Annotated in this window: 17 protein-coding genes and 1 pseudogene; 5 read left to right on the top strand and 13 right to left on the bottom strand. The window is 70.6% G+C overall.

The window, feature by feature from the left end:
- The first annotated feature begins 39 nt into the window (after window positions 1–39).
- The 5 genes from GFH49_RS05695 (at window position 40) to GFH49_RS05675 (ending at window position 3,991) form a co-directional block, all read left to right on the top strand.
- A complete protein-coding gene (locus tag GFH49_RS05695; protein ID WP_230396187.1) occupies window positions 40–1,326 on the top strand; it encodes a betaine/proline/choline family ABC transporter ATP-binding protein in 1,287 nt (428 codons plus the stop codon).
- Window positions 1,323–2,195 (top strand): ABC transporter permease, encoded by an 873-nt coding sequence (locus GFH49_RS05690; RefSeq protein ID WP_155054653.1) that lies wholly within the window; start codon window positions 1,323–1,325, stop codon window positions 2,193–2,195. Before GFH49_RS05695 ends, GFH49_RS05690 begins: the two co-directional genes overlap by 4 nt.
- Window positions 2,192–3,157: a glycine betaine ABC transporter substrate-binding protein gene (locus GFH49_RS05685; RefSeq protein WP_155054652.1), complete on the top strand. Its 966-nt coding sequence runs from the start codon at window positions 2,192–2,194 to the stop codon at window positions 3,155–3,157. The genes GFH49_RS05690 and GFH49_RS05685 overlap by 4 nt, the downstream gene beginning before the upstream one ends.
- A 151-nt stretch (window positions 3,158–3,308) precedes the next feature.
- Window positions 3,309–3,551 (top strand): ribbon-helix-helix domain-containing protein, encoded by a 243-nt coding sequence (locus GFH49_RS05680; RefSeq protein WP_155054651.1) that lies wholly within the window; start codon window positions 3,309–3,311, stop codon window positions 3,549–3,551.
- Complete coding sequence (locus GFH49_RS05675; RefSeq protein WP_155054650.1) at window positions 3,548–3,991, top strand: type II toxin-antitoxin system VapC family toxin; 444 nt, start codon at window positions 3,548–3,550, stop codon at window positions 3,989–3,991. The genes GFH49_RS05680 and GFH49_RS05675 overlap by 4 nt, the downstream gene beginning before the upstream one ends.
- 28 nt (window positions 3,992–4,019) lie before the next feature.
- Here GFH49_RS05675 and GFH49_RS05670 read toward each other — a convergent pair whose 3' ends face one another.
- From GFH49_RS05670 to GFH49_RS05610, 13 genes and pseudogenes are all read right to left on the bottom strand, one after another.
- Window positions 4,020–4,814 (bottom strand): S16 family serine protease, encoded by a 795-nt coding sequence (locus GFH49_RS05670; RefSeq protein ID WP_155054649.1) that lies wholly within the window; start codon window positions 4,812–4,814, stop codon window positions 4,020–4,022.
- Between the two features lie 471 nt (window positions 4,815–5,285).
- Window positions 5,286–5,927, bottom strand: a complete 642-nt coding sequence (locus tag GFH49_RS05665) for an IclR family transcriptional regulator (protein WP_155054648.1) — start codon at window positions 5,925–5,927, stop codon at window positions 5,286–5,288.
- A 370-nt stretch (window positions 5,928–6,297) separates the two neighbouring features.
- A complete protein-coding gene (locus tag GFH49_RS05660) occupies window positions 6,298–8,097 on the bottom strand; it encodes a DEAD/DEAH box helicase (protein WP_155054647.1) in 1,800 nt (599 codons plus the stop codon).
- A gap of 133 nt (window positions 8,098–8,230) precedes the next feature.
- Window positions 8,231–8,599 carry a type II toxin-antitoxin system death-on-curing family toxin gene (locus GFH49_RS05655; RefSeq protein WP_155054646.1) on the bottom strand — a complete coding sequence of 123 codons (369 nt, stop codon included), beginning with the start codon at window positions 8,597–8,599 and terminating at the stop codon, window positions 8,231–8,233.
- Window positions 8,599–8,796, bottom strand: coding sequence for a hypothetical protein (locus tag GFH49_RS05650; RefSeq protein ID WP_155054645.1), 198 nt, complete (start codon window positions 8,794–8,796; stop codon window positions 8,599–8,601). Before GFH49_RS05650 ends, GFH49_RS05655 begins: the two co-directional genes overlap by 1 nt.
- A gap of 200 nt (window positions 8,797–8,996) precedes the next feature.
- Window positions 8,997–9,635, bottom strand: a pseudogene (locus tag GFH49_RS05645) (SUKH-4 family immunity protein); the annotation flags it as partial.
- A 416-nt stretch (window positions 9,636–10,051) separates the two neighbouring features.
- Window positions 10,052–12,364 (bottom strand): xanthine dehydrogenase family protein molybdopterin-binding subunit, encoded by a 2,313-nt coding sequence (locus GFH49_RS05640; protein WP_155054644.1) that lies wholly within the window; start codon window positions 12,362–12,364, stop codon window positions 10,052–10,054.
- Window positions 12,361–14,184, bottom strand: coding sequence for a 2Fe-2S iron-sulfur cluster-binding protein (locus tag GFH49_RS05635; protein WP_155054643.1), 1,824 nt, complete (start codon window positions 14,182–14,184; stop codon window positions 12,361–12,363). The genes GFH49_RS05640 and GFH49_RS05635 overlap by 4 nt, the downstream gene beginning before the upstream one ends.
- Window positions 14,181–15,074: an FAD binding domain-containing protein gene (locus GFH49_RS05630; RefSeq protein WP_155054642.1), complete on the bottom strand. Its 894-nt coding sequence runs from the start codon at window positions 15,072–15,074 to the stop codon at window positions 14,181–14,183. The genes GFH49_RS05635 and GFH49_RS05630 overlap by 4 nt, the downstream gene beginning before the upstream one ends.
- A 248-nt stretch (window positions 15,075–15,322) precedes the next feature.
- Window positions 15,323–16,939, bottom strand: coding sequence for a beta-N-acetylhexosaminidase (locus GFH49_RS05625; RefSeq protein WP_268867467.1), 1,617 nt, complete (start codon window positions 16,937–16,939; stop codon window positions 15,323–15,325).
- Between the two features lies 1 nt (window position 16,940).
- Complete coding sequence (locus tag GFH49_RS05620; protein WP_155054641.1) at window positions 16,941–17,786, bottom strand: carbohydrate ABC transporter permease; 846 nt, start codon at window positions 17,784–17,786, stop codon at window positions 16,941–16,943.
- Window positions 17,783–18,754 (bottom strand): carbohydrate ABC transporter permease, encoded by a 972-nt coding sequence (locus GFH49_RS05615; RefSeq protein ID WP_155054640.1) that lies wholly within the window; start codon window positions 18,752–18,754, stop codon window positions 17,783–17,785. Before GFH49_RS05615 ends, GFH49_RS05620 begins: the two co-directional genes overlap by 4 nt.
- A 5-nt stretch (window positions 18,755–18,759) precedes the next feature.
- A complete protein-coding gene (locus tag GFH49_RS05610; protein WP_155054639.1) occupies window positions 18,760–20,055 on the bottom strand; it encodes an extracellular solute-binding protein in 1,296 nt (431 codons plus the stop codon).
- Window positions 20,056–20,257 lie beyond the last annotated feature (202 nt).

Below are 20,257 nucleotides of genomic sequence, written 5' to 3'. Positions count from 1 at the left end.
ACCTCCGTGGCCGAGAAGGCCACCTCCGGTGCGGAGGAGATGACCTCCGTCGCCGAGAAGACCACCTGCGGTGCCGAGAAGGCGGCCTCCGCGGCCGGGAAGGCGACCTCCGGTGCCTCCATCGAGCTGGAGAGCCTCACCAAGCGGTATCCGGGAAACCCGCAGCCGGCCGTCGACAACGTGAACATGGAGATCAAGGCGGGCGAGATCGTCGTCTTCGTCGGGCCCTCCGGCTGCGGGAAGTCCACGACGCTGAAGATGATCAACCGGTTGATCGAACCGACCGGCGGGCGCATCCGCATCGACGGCGCGGACGTCACCGACATGGACCCGGTGAAGCTGCGCCGCAACGTCGGGTACGCCATCCAGGCGTCCGGCCTCTTCCCGCACATGACGGTCGCCCAGAACATCGCGCTGGTGCCGAAGATGATCGGCTGGCCGGCGGCGCGGATCAGATCGCGGGTGGAGGAGATGCTGGACCTGGTCGGGCTCGACCCGGGCGAGTTCCACGGCCGCTATCCGCGCCGGCTCTCCGGCGGTCAGCAGCAACGTGTCGGCGTGGCACGGGCCTTGGCCGCCGATCCGCCCGTGCTCCTGATGGACGAGCCGTTCGGCGCGGTCGATCCGATCACCCGCGAACACCTTCAGGACGAGCTGATCAGGCTGCAGCACGAACTGCACAAGACGATCGTCTTCGTCACCCATGACTTCGACGAGGCGATCAAGCTCGGTGATCGCATCGCGGTGCTGCGCGAACGGTCCCACATCGCCCAGTTCGACACTCCGGAGGCGATCCTCACCAACCCGGCCGACGACTTCGTCTCCGGGTTCGTCGGGGCCGGGGCGGCGCTGAAGCGGCTGAACCTCACCCGCGTACGGGATGTGGAGATCACCGACTACCCGACGGTCACCGTCGACGACCCGCTCCAGCAGATCTTCAACAAGCTGCGCGGCAGCGGCGTCGGCGAGGTCCTCCTGCTCGACGAGCACGGACGGCCGTACAAGTGGCTGCGGCGAGGCGACATGATGCGCGCCCGGGGTTCGCTGGCCCGCGCGGGCACGCTCGTCCACGACACGGTGACCCGGGACGCGACCCTCCGCGACGCGCTGGAGGCGGTCCTCACCGACAACGCGGGCCGGGTCGTGGTGACCGGGCGGCGCGGCGAGTACACGGGCGTCGTCGACATGGAGACGCTGATGAACTCCGTGCACGAGCTGCTGGAGGCCGACCGGCTGGACGCCGTGGAGCACCAGCAGGAACTGGCGGAGACCCGGGCCCGGCAGACGCACGGCGAGCAGGAGGGCGCCGGAGGGGAGAAGGCGTGACCGTCTTCTCCATCGGCCGGCGCCCCGAGGGCGAGCACGAGGTCAAGGGGCACGCCTTCCGGGACGAGGGCGAGGCCCCCGGCGACCAGGAACCGCCGCCGCCACGGGCGGTGACACGGCGGCGGAACGGCCGGCGGATCGGCTGGCAGAAGCTCACCTTCCTGCCGGCCGTCCTCGTCGCCGTCCTGCTGGCGACCTGGCTGTGGTTCGAGCAGGCCGACCTGGACGCCGTGTCCGAGAACGCGCTGTCGGACGGACAGGTGTCCAAGGCCCTGAGGCAGCACGTCGAACTCACGGTGATCTCCACCTTCTTCGTGCTGATCATCGCGATCCCCCTGGGCATCCTGCTGACCCGCAAGGCGATGCGGAAGGCGGCCCCGGCGGCGATGGCGGTCGCCAACATGGGCCAGGCGACGCCCGCGATCGGCCTGCTCGCCCTGCTGGTGATCTGGCTGGGCATCGGCCGGAAGGCGGCCCTGGTCGGCATCATCGTCTACGCCATCCTGCCGGTGCTGTCGAACACGATCGCCGGCCTGAAGGCCAACGACCCGACCCTGCTGGAGGCCGCCCGCGGCATCGGCATGTCCCCGCTGGGCGTGCTCTCCCGCGTCGAACTGCCACTGGCGGTCCCGCTGATCCTGGCGGGCGTACGGACGGCGCTCGTCCTGAACGTCGGTACGGCGACGCTGGCGACGTTCGGCGGGGGCGGCGGGCTTGGCGTACTGATCACGGCCGGGATCACCAACCAGCGGATGCCCGTGCTGATGCTGGGTTCGATCCTCACGGTCGTACTCGCCCTGCTGGTGGACTGGCTGGCCTCGCTGGCCGAACTGCTGCTGCGCCCGCGGGGGCTGGAGGTGGGGACATGAGGCGGCGGTGGCTGTGCGCGGTGCCGGCCGCCGCACTCATGGCAGGCGGGTGCGGTCTGACCAGCGGTTCGCCGATGGTGGACGATGTCCGCCCGGGCTCGATCGGACAGGGCGAGCCGCTCAAGGGCGCCGGCCTCACCGTCACCTCCAAGAAGTTCACCGAGCAGCTGATCCTCGGCGCGATCATGGGCATCGCCTTCGAGGCGGCCGGCGCGGAGGTGCTGGACCGCACCGGCATCCAGGGCTCCGTCGGCGCACGCGAGGCGGTCAGGAGCGGCGACGCGGACGCGATGTACGAGTACACGGGCACCGCCTGGATCACCTATCTCGGCAACAGCGAGCCCATCGCCGACCCGCGGCGGCAGTGGGCGGCGGTGCGGGACGCGGACGCGAAGAACGGGCTGTCCTGGCTGCCGCCGGCGCCGCTCAACAACACGTACGCCCTCGCCATGAACCAGGCCAACTTCAGGAAGTACGGCAGGAAGACCCTCTCCGACGTGGCCGCGCTGTCGAAGTCCGATCCCGGCGCGGTGACGCTGTGCGTGGAGGGCGAGTTCGCGAACCGGGCGGACGGGCTGCCGGGGATGCAGAAGACGTACGGCATGGACGTACCGGCGGGCAACATCACGCAGATGGACACCGGGATCATCTACACGCAGGCGGCGAAGGGCAGTTGCACCTACGGCGAGGTGTTCACCACCGACGGGCGCATCAGGTCGATGGACCTGGAGGTGATGCAGGACGACAGGAAGTTCTTCCCCAACTACAACGCGGCGCCCGAGATCAACTCCAGGACCCTGAAGAAGTACCCGGCGATCGCCGACCTCCTCGCCCCGATCACCGAGCGGCTGGACAACGCGGTGGCGCGGCAGCTGAACGCGAAGGTGGATGTCGACGGGGAGGATCCGCATCAGGTGGCGTTGGACTGGATGGAGGGGGAGGGGTTTGTGAGGGAGGGGTAGGGCGGGGAGGGGTAGGGCGGGGAGGGGTAGGGAGGGGCGGGGCGGCGTGGGGCACGGTGCACGGAAACCGGGGGACAACCGGAGAGGTCAAGTCCGCGCATCAGTGATTCACCATGGCGCATCAAGATGCGATCGACTTACGCTTTGGTGCATGAGAACAACGGTCGACCTCTCCGAGGACCTGCTTCAGGAAGCCAAGCTGCGGGCCGCACGCAGGCGCGTCACGGTCAGTGCGGTGATAGAGGATGCGTTGCGGGCGTCGTTTGCGCGGGATGTGGCGGCGGCGCGGAACATCGTCAAGCTGACCACCGACCCCGGCGGTGACGGGGTACGCCCCGGCGTCGATCTCGACGACAACGCTTCCGTACGCGACCTTATGGACGGCCTTGAGTGATCATCTGTGACGTCAACGTCCTCGTGTACGCCTTCCGCGAGGACAGCAAAAACCACGACCGCTACCACGCGTGGCTCATCGAGCGGCTGCGGGGTGACGAACCCGTGGGATTCACCGGCATGATCGACAGCGCCTTTCTCCGGATCGTGACCCACCGGCGGATCTACCAGCCGCCGAGCGAACCGGAAACCGCCCTCACCTTCCTCCGCGACATGCGCAGCGCGCCGGTCGCCACACTCATCCAGGAAGGCCCACGCCACCGGGAGATCTTTGAGCGCCTCTGCCTCCGAGTCGGAGCGCGCGGCAACCTCGTTCCGGATACCTACCTCGCCGCCCTCGCCATAGAGCACGGCGCCACGCTGTGCTCCGTCGACCGGGACTTCGCCCGCTTCCCCGGCCTGCGCTGGCAGCACCCCTTGGAGGAGGACGCCAACCTCTGACGTACGGAGTAAGTAGCGGGGGCGGGGCTCAGCAGCTCGGCACTGAGCCCTTCCCCTGCTCCAGCGCCACCAGCGAATCGACCGCGCCCTTGAGCGTGGTCACCGGAATCAGGCGCAGCCCCTCCGGCAGCTCCGAGGTCGCGTCGCCGCACTCGTCCTTCGGGACCAGGAACACGGTCGCCCCGTCTCGCCGCGCGGCCTGCGTCTTCATGGCGACGCCGCCGACCGCGCCGACCGTTCCGTCCGCTTCGATCGTCCCCGTGCCGGCGATGCTACGACCGCCGGTGAGGTCGCCGCCGCTGCCGTCGCCGTCGAGCTTGTCGATGATGCCGAGGGAGAAGAGGAGCCCGGCGCTGGGGCCGCCGACGTCGGCGAGCCTCAGGGTGACCTTGACGTTCTCGTCGCTGAGGTCGAGGTAGTTCAGGGCGGCGTCGGTCGCCGCGTCCTGCGACTCGCGCATCTGCTCCGTGCCTTGCCGCTCGATCTCCTTGACGCTCTCGCCGCTCGGGTAGACCGAGTCGCGCGGCATGACCGCCCGGTCCGTCCGGAACCACGAGTCGATCACGTCCCCGAGCGAAACGTCCGTCTCCGGGTTGGTCGCCTCGATCGTCGTCATCCGCAGCTGCCCGCTGGTATCCCGCGTGGGCACCCCGGAGATCGTGATCACCGGCGTCCCCCGGTTCTCCCCGAGCACATCCGCAGTCAGTCCCGGCTGCGTCAACGAAAACGGCAGCGGCGCGAACAGCGCCGCCCCGATCAGACCGGCAACGGGCAGAGCACAGGCAACCAAGGCCTGCGGGCGCGTGAGACGAGAGAGGAACACGGGATCAATCTAACGGTCAACCCGTCAGCTGCGGTCACGGGGCCATCAGCTACGGACGCGGGCCGTCAGCTGCGGACGCGGGCCATCAGCTGCGAGCACGGGCCGTCAGCTGCGAGCACGGGGGCCGTCAACTGCGGACGCGGGCCGTCAGCTGCGGACGCGGGCCATCAGCTGCGAGCACGGGCCGTCAGCTGCGGACGCGGGCCGTCAACTGCGGGCACGGGGGCCGTCAGCTGCGAGCGGGCCGTCGGCTGCGGGCACGGGGGCCGTCAGCTGCGAGCGCCGGCCGTCGGCTGCGGGCATTCGTGCCGCCTAGGGCGGCACGGGTGGGCGCAGGCGGCACCCCGCAAGCGCCGGGCCGCGCGACCCACCCCCGGCCAGCGCCAACCCGCGGCACCCCGTCAGCGCCGGGCTGCGCACCCCGCCCAGCCCAGCCCAGCCCAGCCCAGCCCAGCCTCAACATGGCAACGCTCAGCGCAGCGCCTCAGCAACCTCACGCGCCGCATCGACAACCCGCGGCCCCACCCGCTCCGGCACCGCATCCGCCAGCATCACGACCCCCACACTCCCCTCGACCCCGGTCACCCCGATCAAGGGCGCCGCAGCCCCGCTCGCCCCCGCCTCCAACTCCCCGTGCGTCAAGGTGTACCCCGGCTCCGCCACCGTCCGCTGCCGCGCGGAGAGGATCGCCCGGCCCGCGGCACCCCGGTCCAGCGGATGCCGGAACCCCGCCCGATACGCCACGTGATAGTCGGTCCACGTCGGCTCGACGACCGCGACGGCCAACGCCTCCGCCCCGTCCACCAGCGTGAGATGCGCGGTCGCGCCTATGTCCTCGGCCAGCGACCGCAGCGCGGGCAACGCCGCCTCCCGCACCAACGGGTGCACCTGACGCCCCAGCCGCAGCACCCCGAGCCCGACCCGGGCACGTCCGCCCAGGTCACGTCGTACGAGTGCATGCTGCTCAAGCGTGGCGAGCAACCGGTACACAACGGTCCGGTTCACGCCCAGTCTGTGGGAAAGCTCGGTGACGGTCAGCCCGTGGTCCGTGTCGGCCAGTAGCTTGAGGACACGCAGTCCCCGGTCGAGCGTCTGGGAGGTCTCCGCGGTCACGACGCCCACTCCTTAGTGGTGAGGTCGGCGGCCCCTTCGCGGCGGATGCGACACCGAGTCCCGTCGGTGACGCGCTTCAGAGGCCACCGATCGGTCGGCGGCCCGGCCTTCCGGGCCGCGTCGCTTCACGGCTGCGCTCCGCGGCGGCGCTGCCACGGGGCGTGTGCGTAGCGGGACATTAGCGAAGGCGGTTCGCTGAGCGGAAGGCTCCGTCCAGAATCCGGTCAGTGACCGGTACGGACTAGCTCCCTTTACCCGCCGACGTACAGCCGTTTACCCCGTTTTGCACGTCACCCACTACCCCCCGTACACCACACCCGCACACAGTGCACACGCCCGCACGGCCCGTGGACCGGAGCGGACGGGGACCTCACCGCATCCGGGTGGCCCACTCCTGCATCTTGGCGATCCGCTGCCGCAGCTGCCCCGCGGTGGCCTCCGCGCTCGGCGGCCCTCCGCACACGCGCCGCAGCTCCGTATGAATCACCCCGTGCGGCTTGCCGCTCTGGTGGACGTACGCGCTCACCATCGTGTTGAGCTGCTTGCGCAGCTCCATCATCTCCTTGTGGCTGACCACCGGCCGCCGCTCCGCGGGCAGTTCGAGCAGGTCGGCCTCGGAGTCCGGCTTCTTGCGGCTGTGCGCGATCTGCCGGGCCTGGCGTTTCTGGAGCAGGAGCTGGACCTGGTCGGGCTCCAGCAGCCCAGGGATACCGAGGTAGTCCTGCTCCTCCTCGCTGCCGGGGTGGGCCTGCATGCCGAACTCGGCACCGTCGTAGAGGACCCGGTCGAAGACGGCGTCGGACTCCAGCGCCTCGAAGGGCAGCATGTCCTGCTCGCCGGTGTCCTCGTCCTGCTGTTTCTCGGCTTCCTGAAGGAGCTTCTCCTCCTCGGCGTACGGGTCCTCCTCGCCCTCCTTCTTGGGCTTGTCGAGGGCGTGGTCGCGCTCGACCTCCATCTCGCCTGCGAACGTGAGCAGGTCGGGGATGGTGGGGAGGAAGACCGAAGCCGTCTCGCCGCGCCGCCGGGACCGTACGAAACGGCCGACGGCCTGGGCGAAGAACAGCGGCGTGGAGATGGTCGTGGCGTACACCCCGACCGCGAGCCGCGGCACGTCGACGCCTTCCGAGACCATCCGGACCGCGACCATCCAGCGGTCGTCGCCGGTGCTGAACTCGTCGATCCGGCCGGACGCACCGGTGTCGTCGGACAGGACGAGCGTCGCCTTCGAACCCGTGATCTCGCGGATGAGCTTGGCGTACGCGCGCGCCGAGTCCTGGTCGGAGGCGATGACGAGCGCGCCCGCGTCCGGGATGGCCTTGCGGACCTCGGTCAGCCGCTGGTCGGCGGCGCGCAGCACGCTCGGCATCCACTCGCCGCGCGGATCGAGGGCGGTGCGCCAGGCCTGGCTGACGGCGTCCTTGGTCATGGGCTCGCCGAGCCGGGCGGCGACCTCGTCCCCGGCCTTCGTGCGCCACCGCATGTTGCCGCTGTAGGAGAGGAAGATGACCGGCCGGACCACGTGGTCGGCGAGCGCGTTGCCGTAGCCGTAGGTGTAGTCGGCGGCGGAGCGCCGGATCCCGTCGTTGCCCTCTTCGTACGTCACGAAGGGGATGGGGTTGGTGTCGGACCGGAACGGCGTGCCGGTGAGCGCGAGCCGGCGGGTGGCCGGTTCGAAGGCCTCCAGACAGGCCTCGCCCCAGGACTTGGAGTCACCGGCGTGATGGATCTCGTCAAGGATGACGAGGGTCTTGCGCTGCTCGACGCGGTTGCGGTGCAGCATGGGGCGCACGCCGACACCGGCGTATGTGACCGCGACGCCCTGGTAGTCCTTGCCGAGCGGCCCCGCGCTGTACTCCGGGTCGAGCTTGATCCCTATGCGTGCCGCCGCCTCCGCCCACTGCTTCTTCAGATGCTCGGTCGGCGCGACGACGGTCACCTGCTGCACGACGTGGTGGTGCAGCAGCCAGGCCGCCAGCGTCAGCGCGAACGTCGTCTTCCCGGCGCCGGGTGTCGCCACGGCCAGGAAGTCGCGCGGCTGCTCCTGGATGTACTTCTCCATCGCCCCTTGCTGCCAGGCACGCAGTTTGCCGGCGGTACCCCAGGGGGCGCGGCCGGGGAACGCGGGTGAGAGGTGATGCGACGACGAGGAGCTGGCGGCGGTGGTAGTCACGGTCTCCGGGGGGATCGAATCTTGCTCGGCTGGGTATGACAACCGGGCCACCCTACCGGCGCCGGGTTTCCGTCAACGGGCTGACTGTGCCGGGGCTGCTGTGGATGGGACTGAGGTCACAGTGGGCCTTGGGTCAGCGTGCGAAGCGCGGCAACTGAGCCGCGATCTTCGGTACGTCCAATGCCCCCTGACAGACGTCGAGCACAAACGCCTCCGCCTCATCCACGTCGAAGTCGGCGTCGAGGGGGTGCCCGTTCATATGCAGGAAGACCCACGTCGCGTACCAGGCGATGCGCTTGTTCCCGTCCACGAGGGCGTGGTTTCGGGCCAGGGACTCCATCAGGGCCGCGGCCTTCTGCCAGACGTCCGGATACGCGTCCTGGCCGAACACGCTCGATTGGGGACGCACCAGTGCCGAATCCAGGAGTCCGTAGTCACGCACCTCGTCCGCCCCGAGCCGCTTTGCGAGGTTCAGCAGCTCGGGCACCGTGAGGTAGTGCATCAGGCGAGTCTCCGGTTGAGCTCGGCGCTGGTCTTCAGCACGTGCTCGGCCGCCTCGTTGAACAGGCGCGAGTGCTCGTTTATGGCCGCGATCACGGCGTCATGCGCGAAGGCCTGCATGCTGCGCCCTTCCGCTGCCGCACGCTCGCGCAGTGCGTCGAGCTCGTCGTCCGTAAACCGCAGGTTCAGTCCAGCCATGGCTTGATGGTACGACTTGGTACCACTCGGTGTCACCGCTCAGCATCCATCAGCGAGCTCCGCTCGCGGAGGCCCGCAGGTTCGGGCCGGCGTGCTCTCGCGCTGTCCGTACGGTCTTGAACCTCGGTGAACGCCGACGGATCACGCTCCGGCCAGGAAGGGCAAACCTGCCCCGCCACGGCCTCCAAGTGTCAGCCCGCGTCTGGTGTCTCTTCCCGGCGAAGCAGCCACAGTGTGAACGCCAGTGTGGAGAGGTCCGTGTTGAGCGGGTGCGGGAGGGCGTCCCGTTCGCTCCAGCACAGGACCGTGCCCGTGGTGCCGTCGATGACGAGGCTGGTGTCGTCGGTGATGTGGCCGAGGCGTATCAGGCGGTCGGAGCCGGGCGGGAGGGCGAGGGCGCCGTCCCGCTCGTCCGTGGCGTACTCGGCGAGGGTCCGTGGCGGGACGTCCGTGTCCAGCGCGCACCAGGACGTCTCTTCGGGCAGGCCCACGTCGCGCAGGAAGCGGCGGGTCGGTTCGTGGGTGAGGGTCGCGGGAAAGTCGACGTCCTCGAAGCGGACGACCGCTGAGGTGCCGAACTCCTCGTCCAGCAGCCGCGGCGGCAGGTCGAGGGCGAGGCCGCTGCCGGGCTCGGCGATCCAGGCGAGCGGGCGGATCAGCGCGCCCATGCCGCGGAACGCCGGCATCGCACCGCCCGTCCCCTCCTCCCAGACGGCCAGCAGCCGCCGGGACGCCTCCGCCACCGCGCCCGGACCGAAGCGTCCCGCGTAGGCCGCGAACTCGTGGCGCAGCCCTGCCAGTTCGTCGGCTGCCGCCGCGAACCGCACCAGCGTGCGCAGCCAGCCCTCCCGGCGCAGCGCGGCGAGCGACAACAGCTCACCGCCGCCCGGCTGCCGGCGGCACATCTGCGACTCCGCGTCACTCCGGACCTCATGGGCCGGCGGCGCATCCACCCCGAACGGATCCGGCTCGCCCTCGGTCAGGCCAGTCACCGCGATACACGTCACGCTGGTCGTCGTGCTCATGGAATCCCCCGTGCATGAATGGTCGTTCAGTCCCCCGAGTGAGGCGCGGCACGGCATGACAGCCGTCGCCGTCGCACGAGCGCGGTCGAAGACGCGCGTCGTACGAACGGGATCACAGCCCCGCCGTCCCACGTCCAAAACACTACGCCGCACCACTGACAACGGCCCGCAGCCCGGCAACGCCAAGGCTGTTACGTCGCACACAGCCGCTCACACGACCGTGAGGGCCGTCACTGACCGGTCGTCACCACCGCGGCCTGCGGGCGGATCGGCAGGCGGTTCACCGGGCGGCCGGTTGCCGCCCGCACCGCCGACGCGATGGCCGCCGGGGACGCCACGACCGGTACCGCGCTGGCGGCCTTCGCACCGAACGGGGCGACCACGTCGCGCTCCTCGACCAGTTTCACGATCCGGATGTCCGGCGCGTCCAGGGCCGTCGGCAGGGCGTAGCCCGTGAGGTCGGGGTGCCGGATCAGTCCCCGCGCGGTGCGCAGGTTCTCCGTCAGCGCGACGCCCACGCCCTGCGTGACACCCGCCTCGATACGTGCCGTCAGCTGGGCGGGGTTCAGCACGCGCCCCACGTCCTGGGCGACGGCCAGTTCGACGACCCGTACCGAGCCGAGTTCGATGTCGACGTCCACGACCGCGCGGACGGCGCAGAAGGCGAGGCCCACGAAGGCGTCGCCCTGCCCGGCCTCGTTCAGGGGTTCCGTCGGGTGCGGGCGGCACTGGGCGGTGGCCCACAGCTCCTTGCCGTCCATCGCCTCGGTGACGGTGGTCGACAGGACTCCGTCGTACGACGTGATCTTGCCGTCGGTGATCTGCAGCAGCTCCGTGGACATGCCGAACTTGTGGGCCAGGGGCTGGAGCAGTTGCGTGCGGACCATCTTCGCCGCCCGCTCCACCGCGCCGCCGGACACCCAGGTGTGGCGGCCCCGGCAGCCCGCGCCCGCCGGTGGCTGGTCGGTGTCGACGGGGGCGACGTGCACCTCGTCGATGCCGAGTGTCTCCTGGACGATCTGCCGGGCGAGGGTGGTGAAGCCCTGGCCGGTCTCGACGGCCGCGCACAGGACGGTGGCGACTCCGTCATGCACCTTGACCGTCGCCGTGGAGACCTCGTCCGCGCCCTCCGCGCCGAGCATGTGCACCATGCCGAGGCCGTAGCCCACGCCCCGGCGCACCGCGCCCGGTTCGCCCGCGCCCTCGGGTCCGCCGGGCAGCAGCCAGTCCTCCTCGGGCGTGTCCTTGGGCAGCGCCGGGAGAGGGAAGTCCCGTACCGCCTGGAGGAGTTCGGCGACCGGGGCCGGGCAGGTCACGGTCTGGCCGGTCGGCAGTACGTCGCCCGTGGCGAGTACGTTGCGCAGGCGCAGCTCCGCCGGGTCGACGCCGAGCTTCTTCGCCAGCTTGTCCATCTGGGCTTCGTAGGCCGCGGCGACCTGCATGGCGCCCTCGCCGCGTACGTGGCCGGAGGGCGGGTTGTTGGTGCGTACGGCCCAGCCCTCGATGAACGCGTTCGGGACGACGTACGGGCCGCAGGCGAAGGAGACCGCGGCGGCCAGCGCTTCCGAGGAGGTGTCCGCGTAGGCGCCCGCGTCCAGCAGGACCTGCGCCTCGACCTTCACCAGCTTGCCCTCGGCGTCCGCGTGGTGGCGGTAGCGCAGCAGGGTGGGGTGACGGTGGGTGTGGCCCAGGAAGGACTCCTCACGCGTGGCGGTCAGCTTGACCGGGCAGCCGGTCTTCAGCGCCAGCAGCCCCAGCGGGAGTTGGAAGCCCTGGTCCTCGCGGTCGGCGGTGGCGCCGGGGACGCCGGTGACGACGACCTTCACCCGCTCGGGCTCGATGCCGTAGCAGGCGGCGGCCGTGTCGCGGTCGGTGTGCGGGTCCGTGGACGCCAGGTACAGCTCGACGCCGCCGTCCGGACGGGGCACCGCGAGGCCGGCCTCGGCTCCTATGGGCGCCGGGTCCTGGCGGCCGATGCGGTACTGGCCCTCGACGACGATCTCGCCGGCCGCGTCCGGGTCGCCGTGGCGCAGCGGGATGTGGCGGATCAGGTTGCCGTCGGGGTGCAGCGCCTCGGCCTCGAAGGCCTGCTCCGGGTCGGTCACCGGGTCGAGTACTTCGTACTCGACGATGACGGCCGCGGCGGCCATCCGCGCGGTGTCGGGGTGGTCGGCGGCGACGGCGGCGATGGGTTCGCCGTGGTGGCGTACGACCTCGGAGGCGAAGACCGGGCGGTCGATCGCGCCCCGGCCGTACCGGGGGGTGCCCGGCACGTCCTCGTGAGTGACGACGGCGCGGACTCCGGGCATCTCGCGCGCGTGGGACGTGTCGACGGACACGATGCGCGCGTGCGGGTGCGGGGAGCGCAGGACGGCCGCCCACAGCAGGCCCTCGGCCCACAGGTCGGCCGCGTACGGGAACGTGCCCTCCGTCTTGGCGCGCGCGTCGGCGGGGTGCAGGGACACGCCGAGGCCGTGCGGGATCTCCTCGGGGGCGGGGTCTGCCTCCGCGGCCGTGGTCGCGGTGGCGGCTTCGTTGCTCACGCCGGGCCTCCGTCCTGTCCGTACGCCTGGTCGTGCGGCTCGAACGCCGACGGGTTGACGCCGCCGGCTCCCGGGCCCGCCTGGTGCGGGATACGTGCTTCGTCCGCGTGCGTCTCAGCGTCGGCCGCGCGGTGCGCCTCGCGTTCGGCGACGACCTCCTTGACGGCGTCCAGGACGCCCCGGTAGCCGGAGCAGCGGCACAGGTTGCCGCACAGCGCCTGGCGGGTCTCCAGTTCGGTCGGCGCCGGGTTGCCCTCCAGCAGGTCGTGCACGGTCATCGCCATGCCGGGCACGCAGAAGCCGCACTGCACCGCGCCGCACCGGGCGAGCGCCCGCTGCACGTCGGAGGGCTGTCCGTCCTCGGCGAGGCCCTCGACCGTACGGACCTCGCTGCCGGCCGCGGTGACCCCGGGCACCAGGCAGGAGGCGACGAGCCGGCCGTCGACCTGGACGTTGCACGCCCCGCACTCGCCCTGCGAGCAGCCGTCCTTGGCACCGGCGAGGCCGAGCCGTTCGCGCAGGACGTAGAGCAGCGACTCGCCGATCCAGGCGTCGGTGACGGGCCGGTCGACGCCGTTGACGCGCAGGACGTACGAGGTGAGGGGGTGTTCCTCGCCGGGCGGCGAGGGCGTCTCGTCCCGGGCCCCGGGCCCGGCGGACTCCTCACCGGCCTCAGCGTCGGCACGCGACTCCGGCTCCGGCTCCGCCTCCCGCTCCGGCTCCGGCTCCGGCTCCGCGGAACGCTCCACGGCCCCCTCAGCGGCCTCCACGGCCCCCTGGGCACCCTCGGACACCTCGGCCGCCTCCTGAGCCCTCTGAGAGGGCTGTGCGGCGGCTACGACGGTCTCGTGCGCGTCCGCTGAGTCCGCTACGACGGTCCCGTGCGCGTCCGCTGAGTCCGCTACGGCGGTCCCGTGCGCGTCCGGTGCGTCCGCTACGGCGGTTCCGTCCGCGGGCTGTTGAGCGTGGGCCTGGTCCGGTTCGTGCTGCGCGGCGGCCTGTTCGTGAGCCTCCGTGCCCGGCTGGACAGGCGTGCCCGGACGCTGCGGATGGACCTCCGGGTGCTGCTGGGCGGGAGCGTCCGCGTGCGGCGGGGCGGGAGCGGTCCCGTGCTGCTGCGCCGGAGTCTCCGGGTGTGCCCTCGTGTACGCCTGCGCGGACACCTCGCCGTGCGTCTGGCCGGGTGCGTTCACCGCGGCCTGGGCGGACTCGGCCGCGGGCGCGGTGTCCGCCTCCTGCGGCCACGGCTGCCCGGTGGCCTCCGTCGCCCAGGGAGCGGGCGCACCGCCGGGGAGCGTGGCCGGCGGTGTGCCGCCCCACTGCTCGACCAGGGACGACGTGGTGAACTCGCCCGATTCGTCCGGCAGGTCACCCCCGGCGACGGGGATCGACCACTGCCCGGTCACATCGTGGCCCGGCGTGGCGGCCGTGTGCTCCGCCGCCGGTCCAGCCGAGCCCTCGACGGTCTCGAAGTTCCACTGCCCGGTCACCCCCGGGTTGTACGTGAACCGGTCGTTCCCGGAGTCCTGGGGCACCGCGTTCGGATCGGGCCACTGCACCGCGTCGGTGGGCGCGGGCCAGCCTCCGGTGGCGGCGGGGTCGCTTCCGGGGGGCGTGGTGGGGTTGACCGTTATCCGCGGGGGCACATAGCCGTGGCCCGGCGCCGCCAGCGGGCTGTCGGCGGAGGCCAGGAGGGCGTCGATGCCCCCTTCGGGGAGCTTCACGAAGGCCGTGGCGCCGTCGTCGTAGTCGCCCTGGGGCAGCGGGTCCCAGCGGCCGCCGCCCTGGGGCGTGCCCTCTCCGTGCTGGTCGTCGGTCACGACAGTGCCCTCCCCAGTGCTCGTCGGGCCAGCGCGGCGACGGTGCGCCGCAGATGCAGTACGGCGGGCGGAAGCTGCTGTACGGAGCCGTCCTCGGCCGGGACCGGATCGGGGATGCAGGCCGCGGCGACGTACTCCCCGAAGGCGGTCAGCGCTTCGGGGACGATCGCGCGGCTGTTGTCCCAGTCGATCAGCCGGGCGACCCACTGCTCGGCGTCCAGCGGCCTGAGCGGCATCGGCGCTATGGCGCCGACGGCGCACCGCACTCCGCGCCGGGCGGGGTCGAGGACCAGCGCGACCGACGCGACCGCGCGGCCGGGGCCGGTGCGGCCGGTGGCCTTGAGGAAGACCTGCGGGGCGTGCAGCAGCGGCACGCGCACGTACCCGATGAGTTCGCCGCCGCGCAGCATCTCCACGCCGGCCAGCAGATGCGATACCGGGACCTCCCGGCGGGCTCCGCCCGGACCCGCGATGATCAGCGTCGCCTCCAGGGCGGCCAGCACGGGAAGCGCGTCCCCGGTGGGGGCAGCCGTGGCGATGTTGCCGCCCAGGGTGCCCGCGTTGCGGATCTGCGGCGGGCCCGCAGCGCGCGCCGACGCGGCGAGCGCCGGGATGAGGGCGGCGAAGTCGGGACGGCCCATGCGCGCGTGCGTGAGGCCCGCGCCGAGCAGCGCGTGGCCGTCCTGGTACTGCCAGCCGCGGATCTCGCTGATCTTGCCGAGACCGACCAGTGCGGCGGGCCTGAGCTGCCCGGAGTTGACGGCGGCCATCAGGTCGGTGCCGCCGGCCACGGGAACGGCGGCGGGCATGGCCGCGAGGGCCGCCACGGCCTCCTCCAGCGTCGTGGGCAGCGTGACGGCCTGCGCCGCCTGCGGTGCGCTCGTGGTCAAACCGGCTGCCCCTTCCCGCTGCCCCACCTGGTCCCACCTGTGTTGCCGTACGGTACGTGCTGACAGGGCGGACGTGGCAACTCTGGCACATCTTCGCAGGGCCCGAACGCGGGGGTCCGCTAGGAGGCATTCGCCCCGCTCACCTGCGAGATGGCCCGTTTTCGCACGAGATCAACCGTGCGCACGAATTGCCACTCTTCGGTGACGCTCGGGGCCTTTTTCCGCGCCCTGTTCCCATGCGTGTTCCATTACCGGTTCGGAGGCGCCCCCTCGATGGGACGGCCCAGCACTCCGGGCCGCTGCTGCCACGGCAACGGCCCGGCGGGCGGCCGGTAAGCGACTCCCAGGGCGTCAAGTCGCCGGTAGTGGACAGCCATCCGCCGCTCGAATGCGGCGAAGTCCCGTTGCGCGGGGGCGGGCAGGCCGACGCTCCAGGCCACCTCGGCGAACGCCGCGAGCCTGGGGAACGTCTGGTAGTCCACGCGTGCCTGGTCCTCCATCACCTCGGTCCACACGTTGGCCTGCGTCCCGAGGACGTGCCGGGCCTGTTCCGGCGTCAGCTCGGGTGGAACGGGCTCGAACCGGTAGACGTCCTCCAGGGTGCGGACGTAGCCGATGGGGACCGGCTCGTCCGCGCCCGCGTCCTGGCGGTGGTCCAAGTACACCTGCTGTTCGGGGCACATGACGACGTCGTGACCGGCCCGAGCGGCGGCGATTCCGCCCGCGTAGCCGCGCCAGGACGACACCGCGGCGCCCGGCGCCAGGCCGCCCTCCAGGATCTCGTCCCAGCCGATGAGCCTGCGCCCGCGCGCGGAGAGCCACCGGTCGAAGTGCCCGATGAACCACGACTGCAGTCCGTCCTCGTCCACCAGCCCGAGTTCCTTGATACGGGCCTGCGCGGTCGGCGACTGCTTCCACTGGTCCTTCAGGCATTCGTCGCCCCCGACGTGAATGAACTCCGAGGGGAACAGCTCCAGGACTTCCTCGAAGACCCCCTCGTAGAAGCGCAGGGTGTTGTCAGTGGGGGCGAGTACGTTGGGATTGATCCCCCAGGTGTCCCACACCATGAGCGCGGAGGTGTCGATGACGTCGGTGTTGCCGAGTTCCGGATATGCGGCGATGGCGGCCTGCGAGTGTCCCGGTACGTCGATTTCGGGGACGACGGTGATATGCCGCTCGGCGGCGTAGGCGACGATCTCCCGGATGTCGTCCTGGGTGTAGAAGCCCCCGTGCGGCTTCTCCTCCCACAGCGGCGAGGCACGGTGGCCGAATTTCGTGCGGGCCCGCCAGGAGCCGATCTCCGTCAGCCGGGGATACTTGTCGATCTCGATACGCCAGCCCTGGTCGTCCGTCAGATGGAAGTGGAAGACGTTGAGTTTGTGGGCGGCCATCAGATCCAGGTAGCGCAGGACTCCGTCCTTGGGCATGAAGTGCCGGGCCACGTCGAGCATGAGGCCGCGCCAGCGGAATCGGGGGGAGTCCCGGATCTCCGTCAGAGGCAGCCGCCACGTACGGCCGGGAAGGGGTGCGCGCCGGAAGGCGTCGGGGCCGAGAAGCTGGCGCAGCGTCTGGGCGCCCCAGAAGACACCGGCGGGCGAGCCGCCCTGGATGTGGACGCCATGGGGGGCGATGACGAGCCGGTAGGCCTCGGCGTCGAGGCCGGGCCGGACGGACAGATGGAGGACGTCGTACTCGCTCCCCTTCTTGGGCGGCAGCGCGAGCCCGGTCGCCGGGCCGAGCGTCGCGCGCAGCCACAGCGCGGTGTCCTCGGTACCCGGCCCGGCCTCGATCCCGAAGCCGTCGCCGAGTTCGAAGAAGCCCTCGGCCCGCTCCATGCGGTGGGGTACCGGAATCAGTTCAGTCACGTCAGTCCTTTACCGCTCCGCCCAGCCCCGACACCAGCCGGCGTTGCACGAGCACGAAGAAGATCAGCACCGGAATCGTCATCACGGTCGACGCCGCCATCACACCGCCCCAGTCCGGCTCGTCCGGCTTGTAGAAGACGAGCAGGGCCATCGGCAGCGTCGACTGGGAGGTGTCGCTGATGATGAAGGACCTGGCGAACAGGAAGTCGTTCCAGGCCGAGATGAAGGAGAACACGCTGGTGGCCACCAGCCCCGGGAAGACCAGCGGGAAAAGGATCTGCCACAGGAATCGCGTCCGGCTCGCCCCGTCGATGTACGCGGCCTCCTCCAGCGCCTCCGGAACGGCTTTCACGAACCCCCGCAGCATCCAGATCGCGAAGGGCAGGGAGAAGGCGATGTGCGGCAGGATCAGCGAGCCCAGCGTGTTCAGCTGCCCGAAGTCCCGCATGAGGAAGAACAGCGGGATCGTCAGCGCCTCCACGGGCACCATCTGGGCCACCAGAAACATGATCAGCAGGGTAGTCCGGAAACGGAAGCGGAATCGTGTCACCGCGGTCGCGGCGAGAAAGGCGATGAGCGCCGAGGCCACCACGACCGTGCAAGCCACCACAAGGCTGTTGACGAAGTAACGGCCGAATTCCTGCTGTCCGAAGACCCGCCGGAAGGAATCCAGCGACGGCGCCAGCGTCCACGGCCGCGGCTCGGTCGACTCGATCTCCCCGGCCGGTTTGAAGGCGCTGAGCACCATCCAGTAGAGGGGGAAGGCGACGACGGCCGCGATCAGCAGCGCCGAGACCTCGGCGGCCAGCCGCCAGGGACGCCGTACCAGACCACGTACAAGATTCACAGCTCCTCCCCCTGCCTGCGCAACAACCGCAAGTACACGAGCGTGACGGCCAGCAGGATCAGCAGCATCACCACGCCGATCGCCGAGCCGAGGCTGTACTGCGAGGAGGCGAAGGCCTGTTGATACGCGTACACGTTCAGTACGAGGTTCTGGCCCGCGATGCCGCCGCCGTTCGTGATGACGTAGATCTGGGTGAAGACCTTGAAGTCCCAAATCACCGACTGGATGGTGACGACCATGAGGATCGGGCGGAGCATCGGCGTGAGCACCGAGCGCCAGATGCGCCACTGCGAGGCGCCGTCCAGAGCCGCGGCCTCCAGGACCTCGCTCGGCACGGCGCGAATCCCGGCGTACACCGTCACCATCACGAACGGGAAGGAGCACCAGACCACTTCGAGCAGGACGAGGAAGAACGCGCTGAGGCGTCCGTACGTCCATGAGTAGTCCCCGAGCCCGAAGATCCGGTTCACCGGGCCGAAGTCCGGGTCGAACAGGAACAGCCACACCGTCGACCCCGTGACCGCCGGTGTGGCCCACGCCCCCAACGCCGCCAGCATCAACACCAGCCGCGGCACCGCGCGCACCCGCGTGAGCAGCACGGCAAGGGCGCAGCCGGCGGCCAGTGTCGACACGACACAGGCCGCCGCGAACAGCACGGTCGCCAGCAGCACCTGCCAGAACTGCGAGTCGGAGAACAGCTCCGCGTAGTTCCCGAACCCCTCGAACGTGGTCGGTTCCCCACCGCTGACCTGAGCCTGCGTGTACTGGAAGAACGACATCAGCCCGAGCTGATAGATGGGGTAGACGAGCAGCCCGCCGAGCACGACAAGGGCGGGCGCGAGGTACAGCCACGGAGTCCGGTTTCCCGGACGCCGCGCACCCGACCCCGCTGAGGGGCGCGGGCGCGGCAAGCCACCGACGACCCGTACCCGCCGGCGCTCCACGACCCCCGGGCTCTTGGGTGTCACCGGCGTCACCCGGCGGAGCCGAACGCGTCGTCCATCTTCTTCGCCGCGTCCCCGGCCGCCGCGGCCACGTCCTTCCTGCCGCTGACGACCTCCTGGAACATCGTCGGCAGCACCAGCGAGGAATCGATCTGCGCCCACGCGGGCGAGGCGGGCACGAACTTCGTACCCGCTTCAAGCGTCTGCGCGAACGGCTTCACATACGGCTCCTTCGCCGACACCTCCTGCCGTACGTCCGCGAACGTCGGCAGGAAACCCATCGCGTCGAACATCGACGCCTGCGTCTGCTTCGAGGCGAGCTGCTCCATCAGGTCGACGGCGAGCGTGCGGTGCGAAGTGGACTTCAGCACACCGATGTTGTTGCCGCCCGCGAAGGCCGGCGCGATCGATCCGGCCTCGACACCCGGCAGCGGCACCACCGCGTACTTGCCCTTCACCGCGCCCGCCTCGACGGCGGTGTGGCTGAAGTCGCCGCCGATCGCCATGCCCGCCTTGCCGGACGCGAACGCGGTGATCGTGTCGTTGCCGCCCATGCCGGCGCACTTGGCGGCGGGACAGTTGTCGTCGCCGAAGAGGGAGGTGTACTCCTTGATGCCCTTCTGGGCGGCCGCGCTGTCGATGGCGGAGACATACGATCCGCCCTTGCCGGTGGCGAGTTCACCGCCGTTGGCCCAGATGAACGGCAGCGCGCCGTACGTGTAGGCGCCGCCGACGACCAGTCCGTACAGATCGGGCCGCTCGGCACGGATCTGCCGCGCGGTCGAGGCCAACTCGGCCATGGTCCTGGGGACTTCCAGACCCAGTTCCTGGAATATGTCCGTCCGGTAGTACAGGGCGCGGACGCCGACGTAGAAGGGCGCACCGTAAACCTTGCCGTCCACCGTGACCGACTGCTTCGCCGTGGGGTCGGTGTCCTTCGACTCGTTCCAGTCGCCGAACTCCTGCGTGACGTCGAGGAGTCCGCCGTCCTTCACATAGCCGGCCGTGTCGGTGTTGCCGTACTCGATGACGTCGGGAGCGGATTTCGGGTCGTTGAAGGCGGCCTTGACGCGCTGGGCGCGGGTCTCGACCGGGATGTACTCGACGTCGACCTCGGTGCCGCTGTGGGCCTTCTCGAAGTCGGCGACGACGGAGTCGACGACCTTCTCCTTCGGCTGGTTGCCGACCTCCTGGAAGAGCCAGACCCGCAGCGTGCCGGTCTTCTCGTCCTTGTCGGAGGAGGAGTTGTCGGACGTCTGGGGGGCGCAGGCCGTGACGACGAGGCCGGCCAGGAGGAGCGCGGGGAGTCTGCGGGAGAGCTTCATGGAGTGATCCTCCGGAGTGCGTTGCAACATACGCAATGACGGTTTCGCTCTGCACAACAGGATGGAGGCTAGGGACTGCGTGAACACGACCACAAGAGGTCTCAACCACTCTGTGACCAGCAGACGCACCCCGTGCAACGTGCGGACAGCACAAAGGCCCCCGAGGCACGCAAAACGCGCCTCGGGGGCCTTACTTGTGTAC

Origin of the sequence: Streptomyces blattellae (assembly GCF_009709555.1) — a bacterium.
GTDB classification, from domain to species: Bacteria; Actinomycetota; Actinomycetes; order Streptomycetales; family Streptomycetaceae; genus Streptomyces; species Streptomyces blattellae.
The sequence above is the reverse complement of the archived record's forward strand: the minus strand, read 5'-3'. Positions and strand labels throughout refer to the sequence as shown.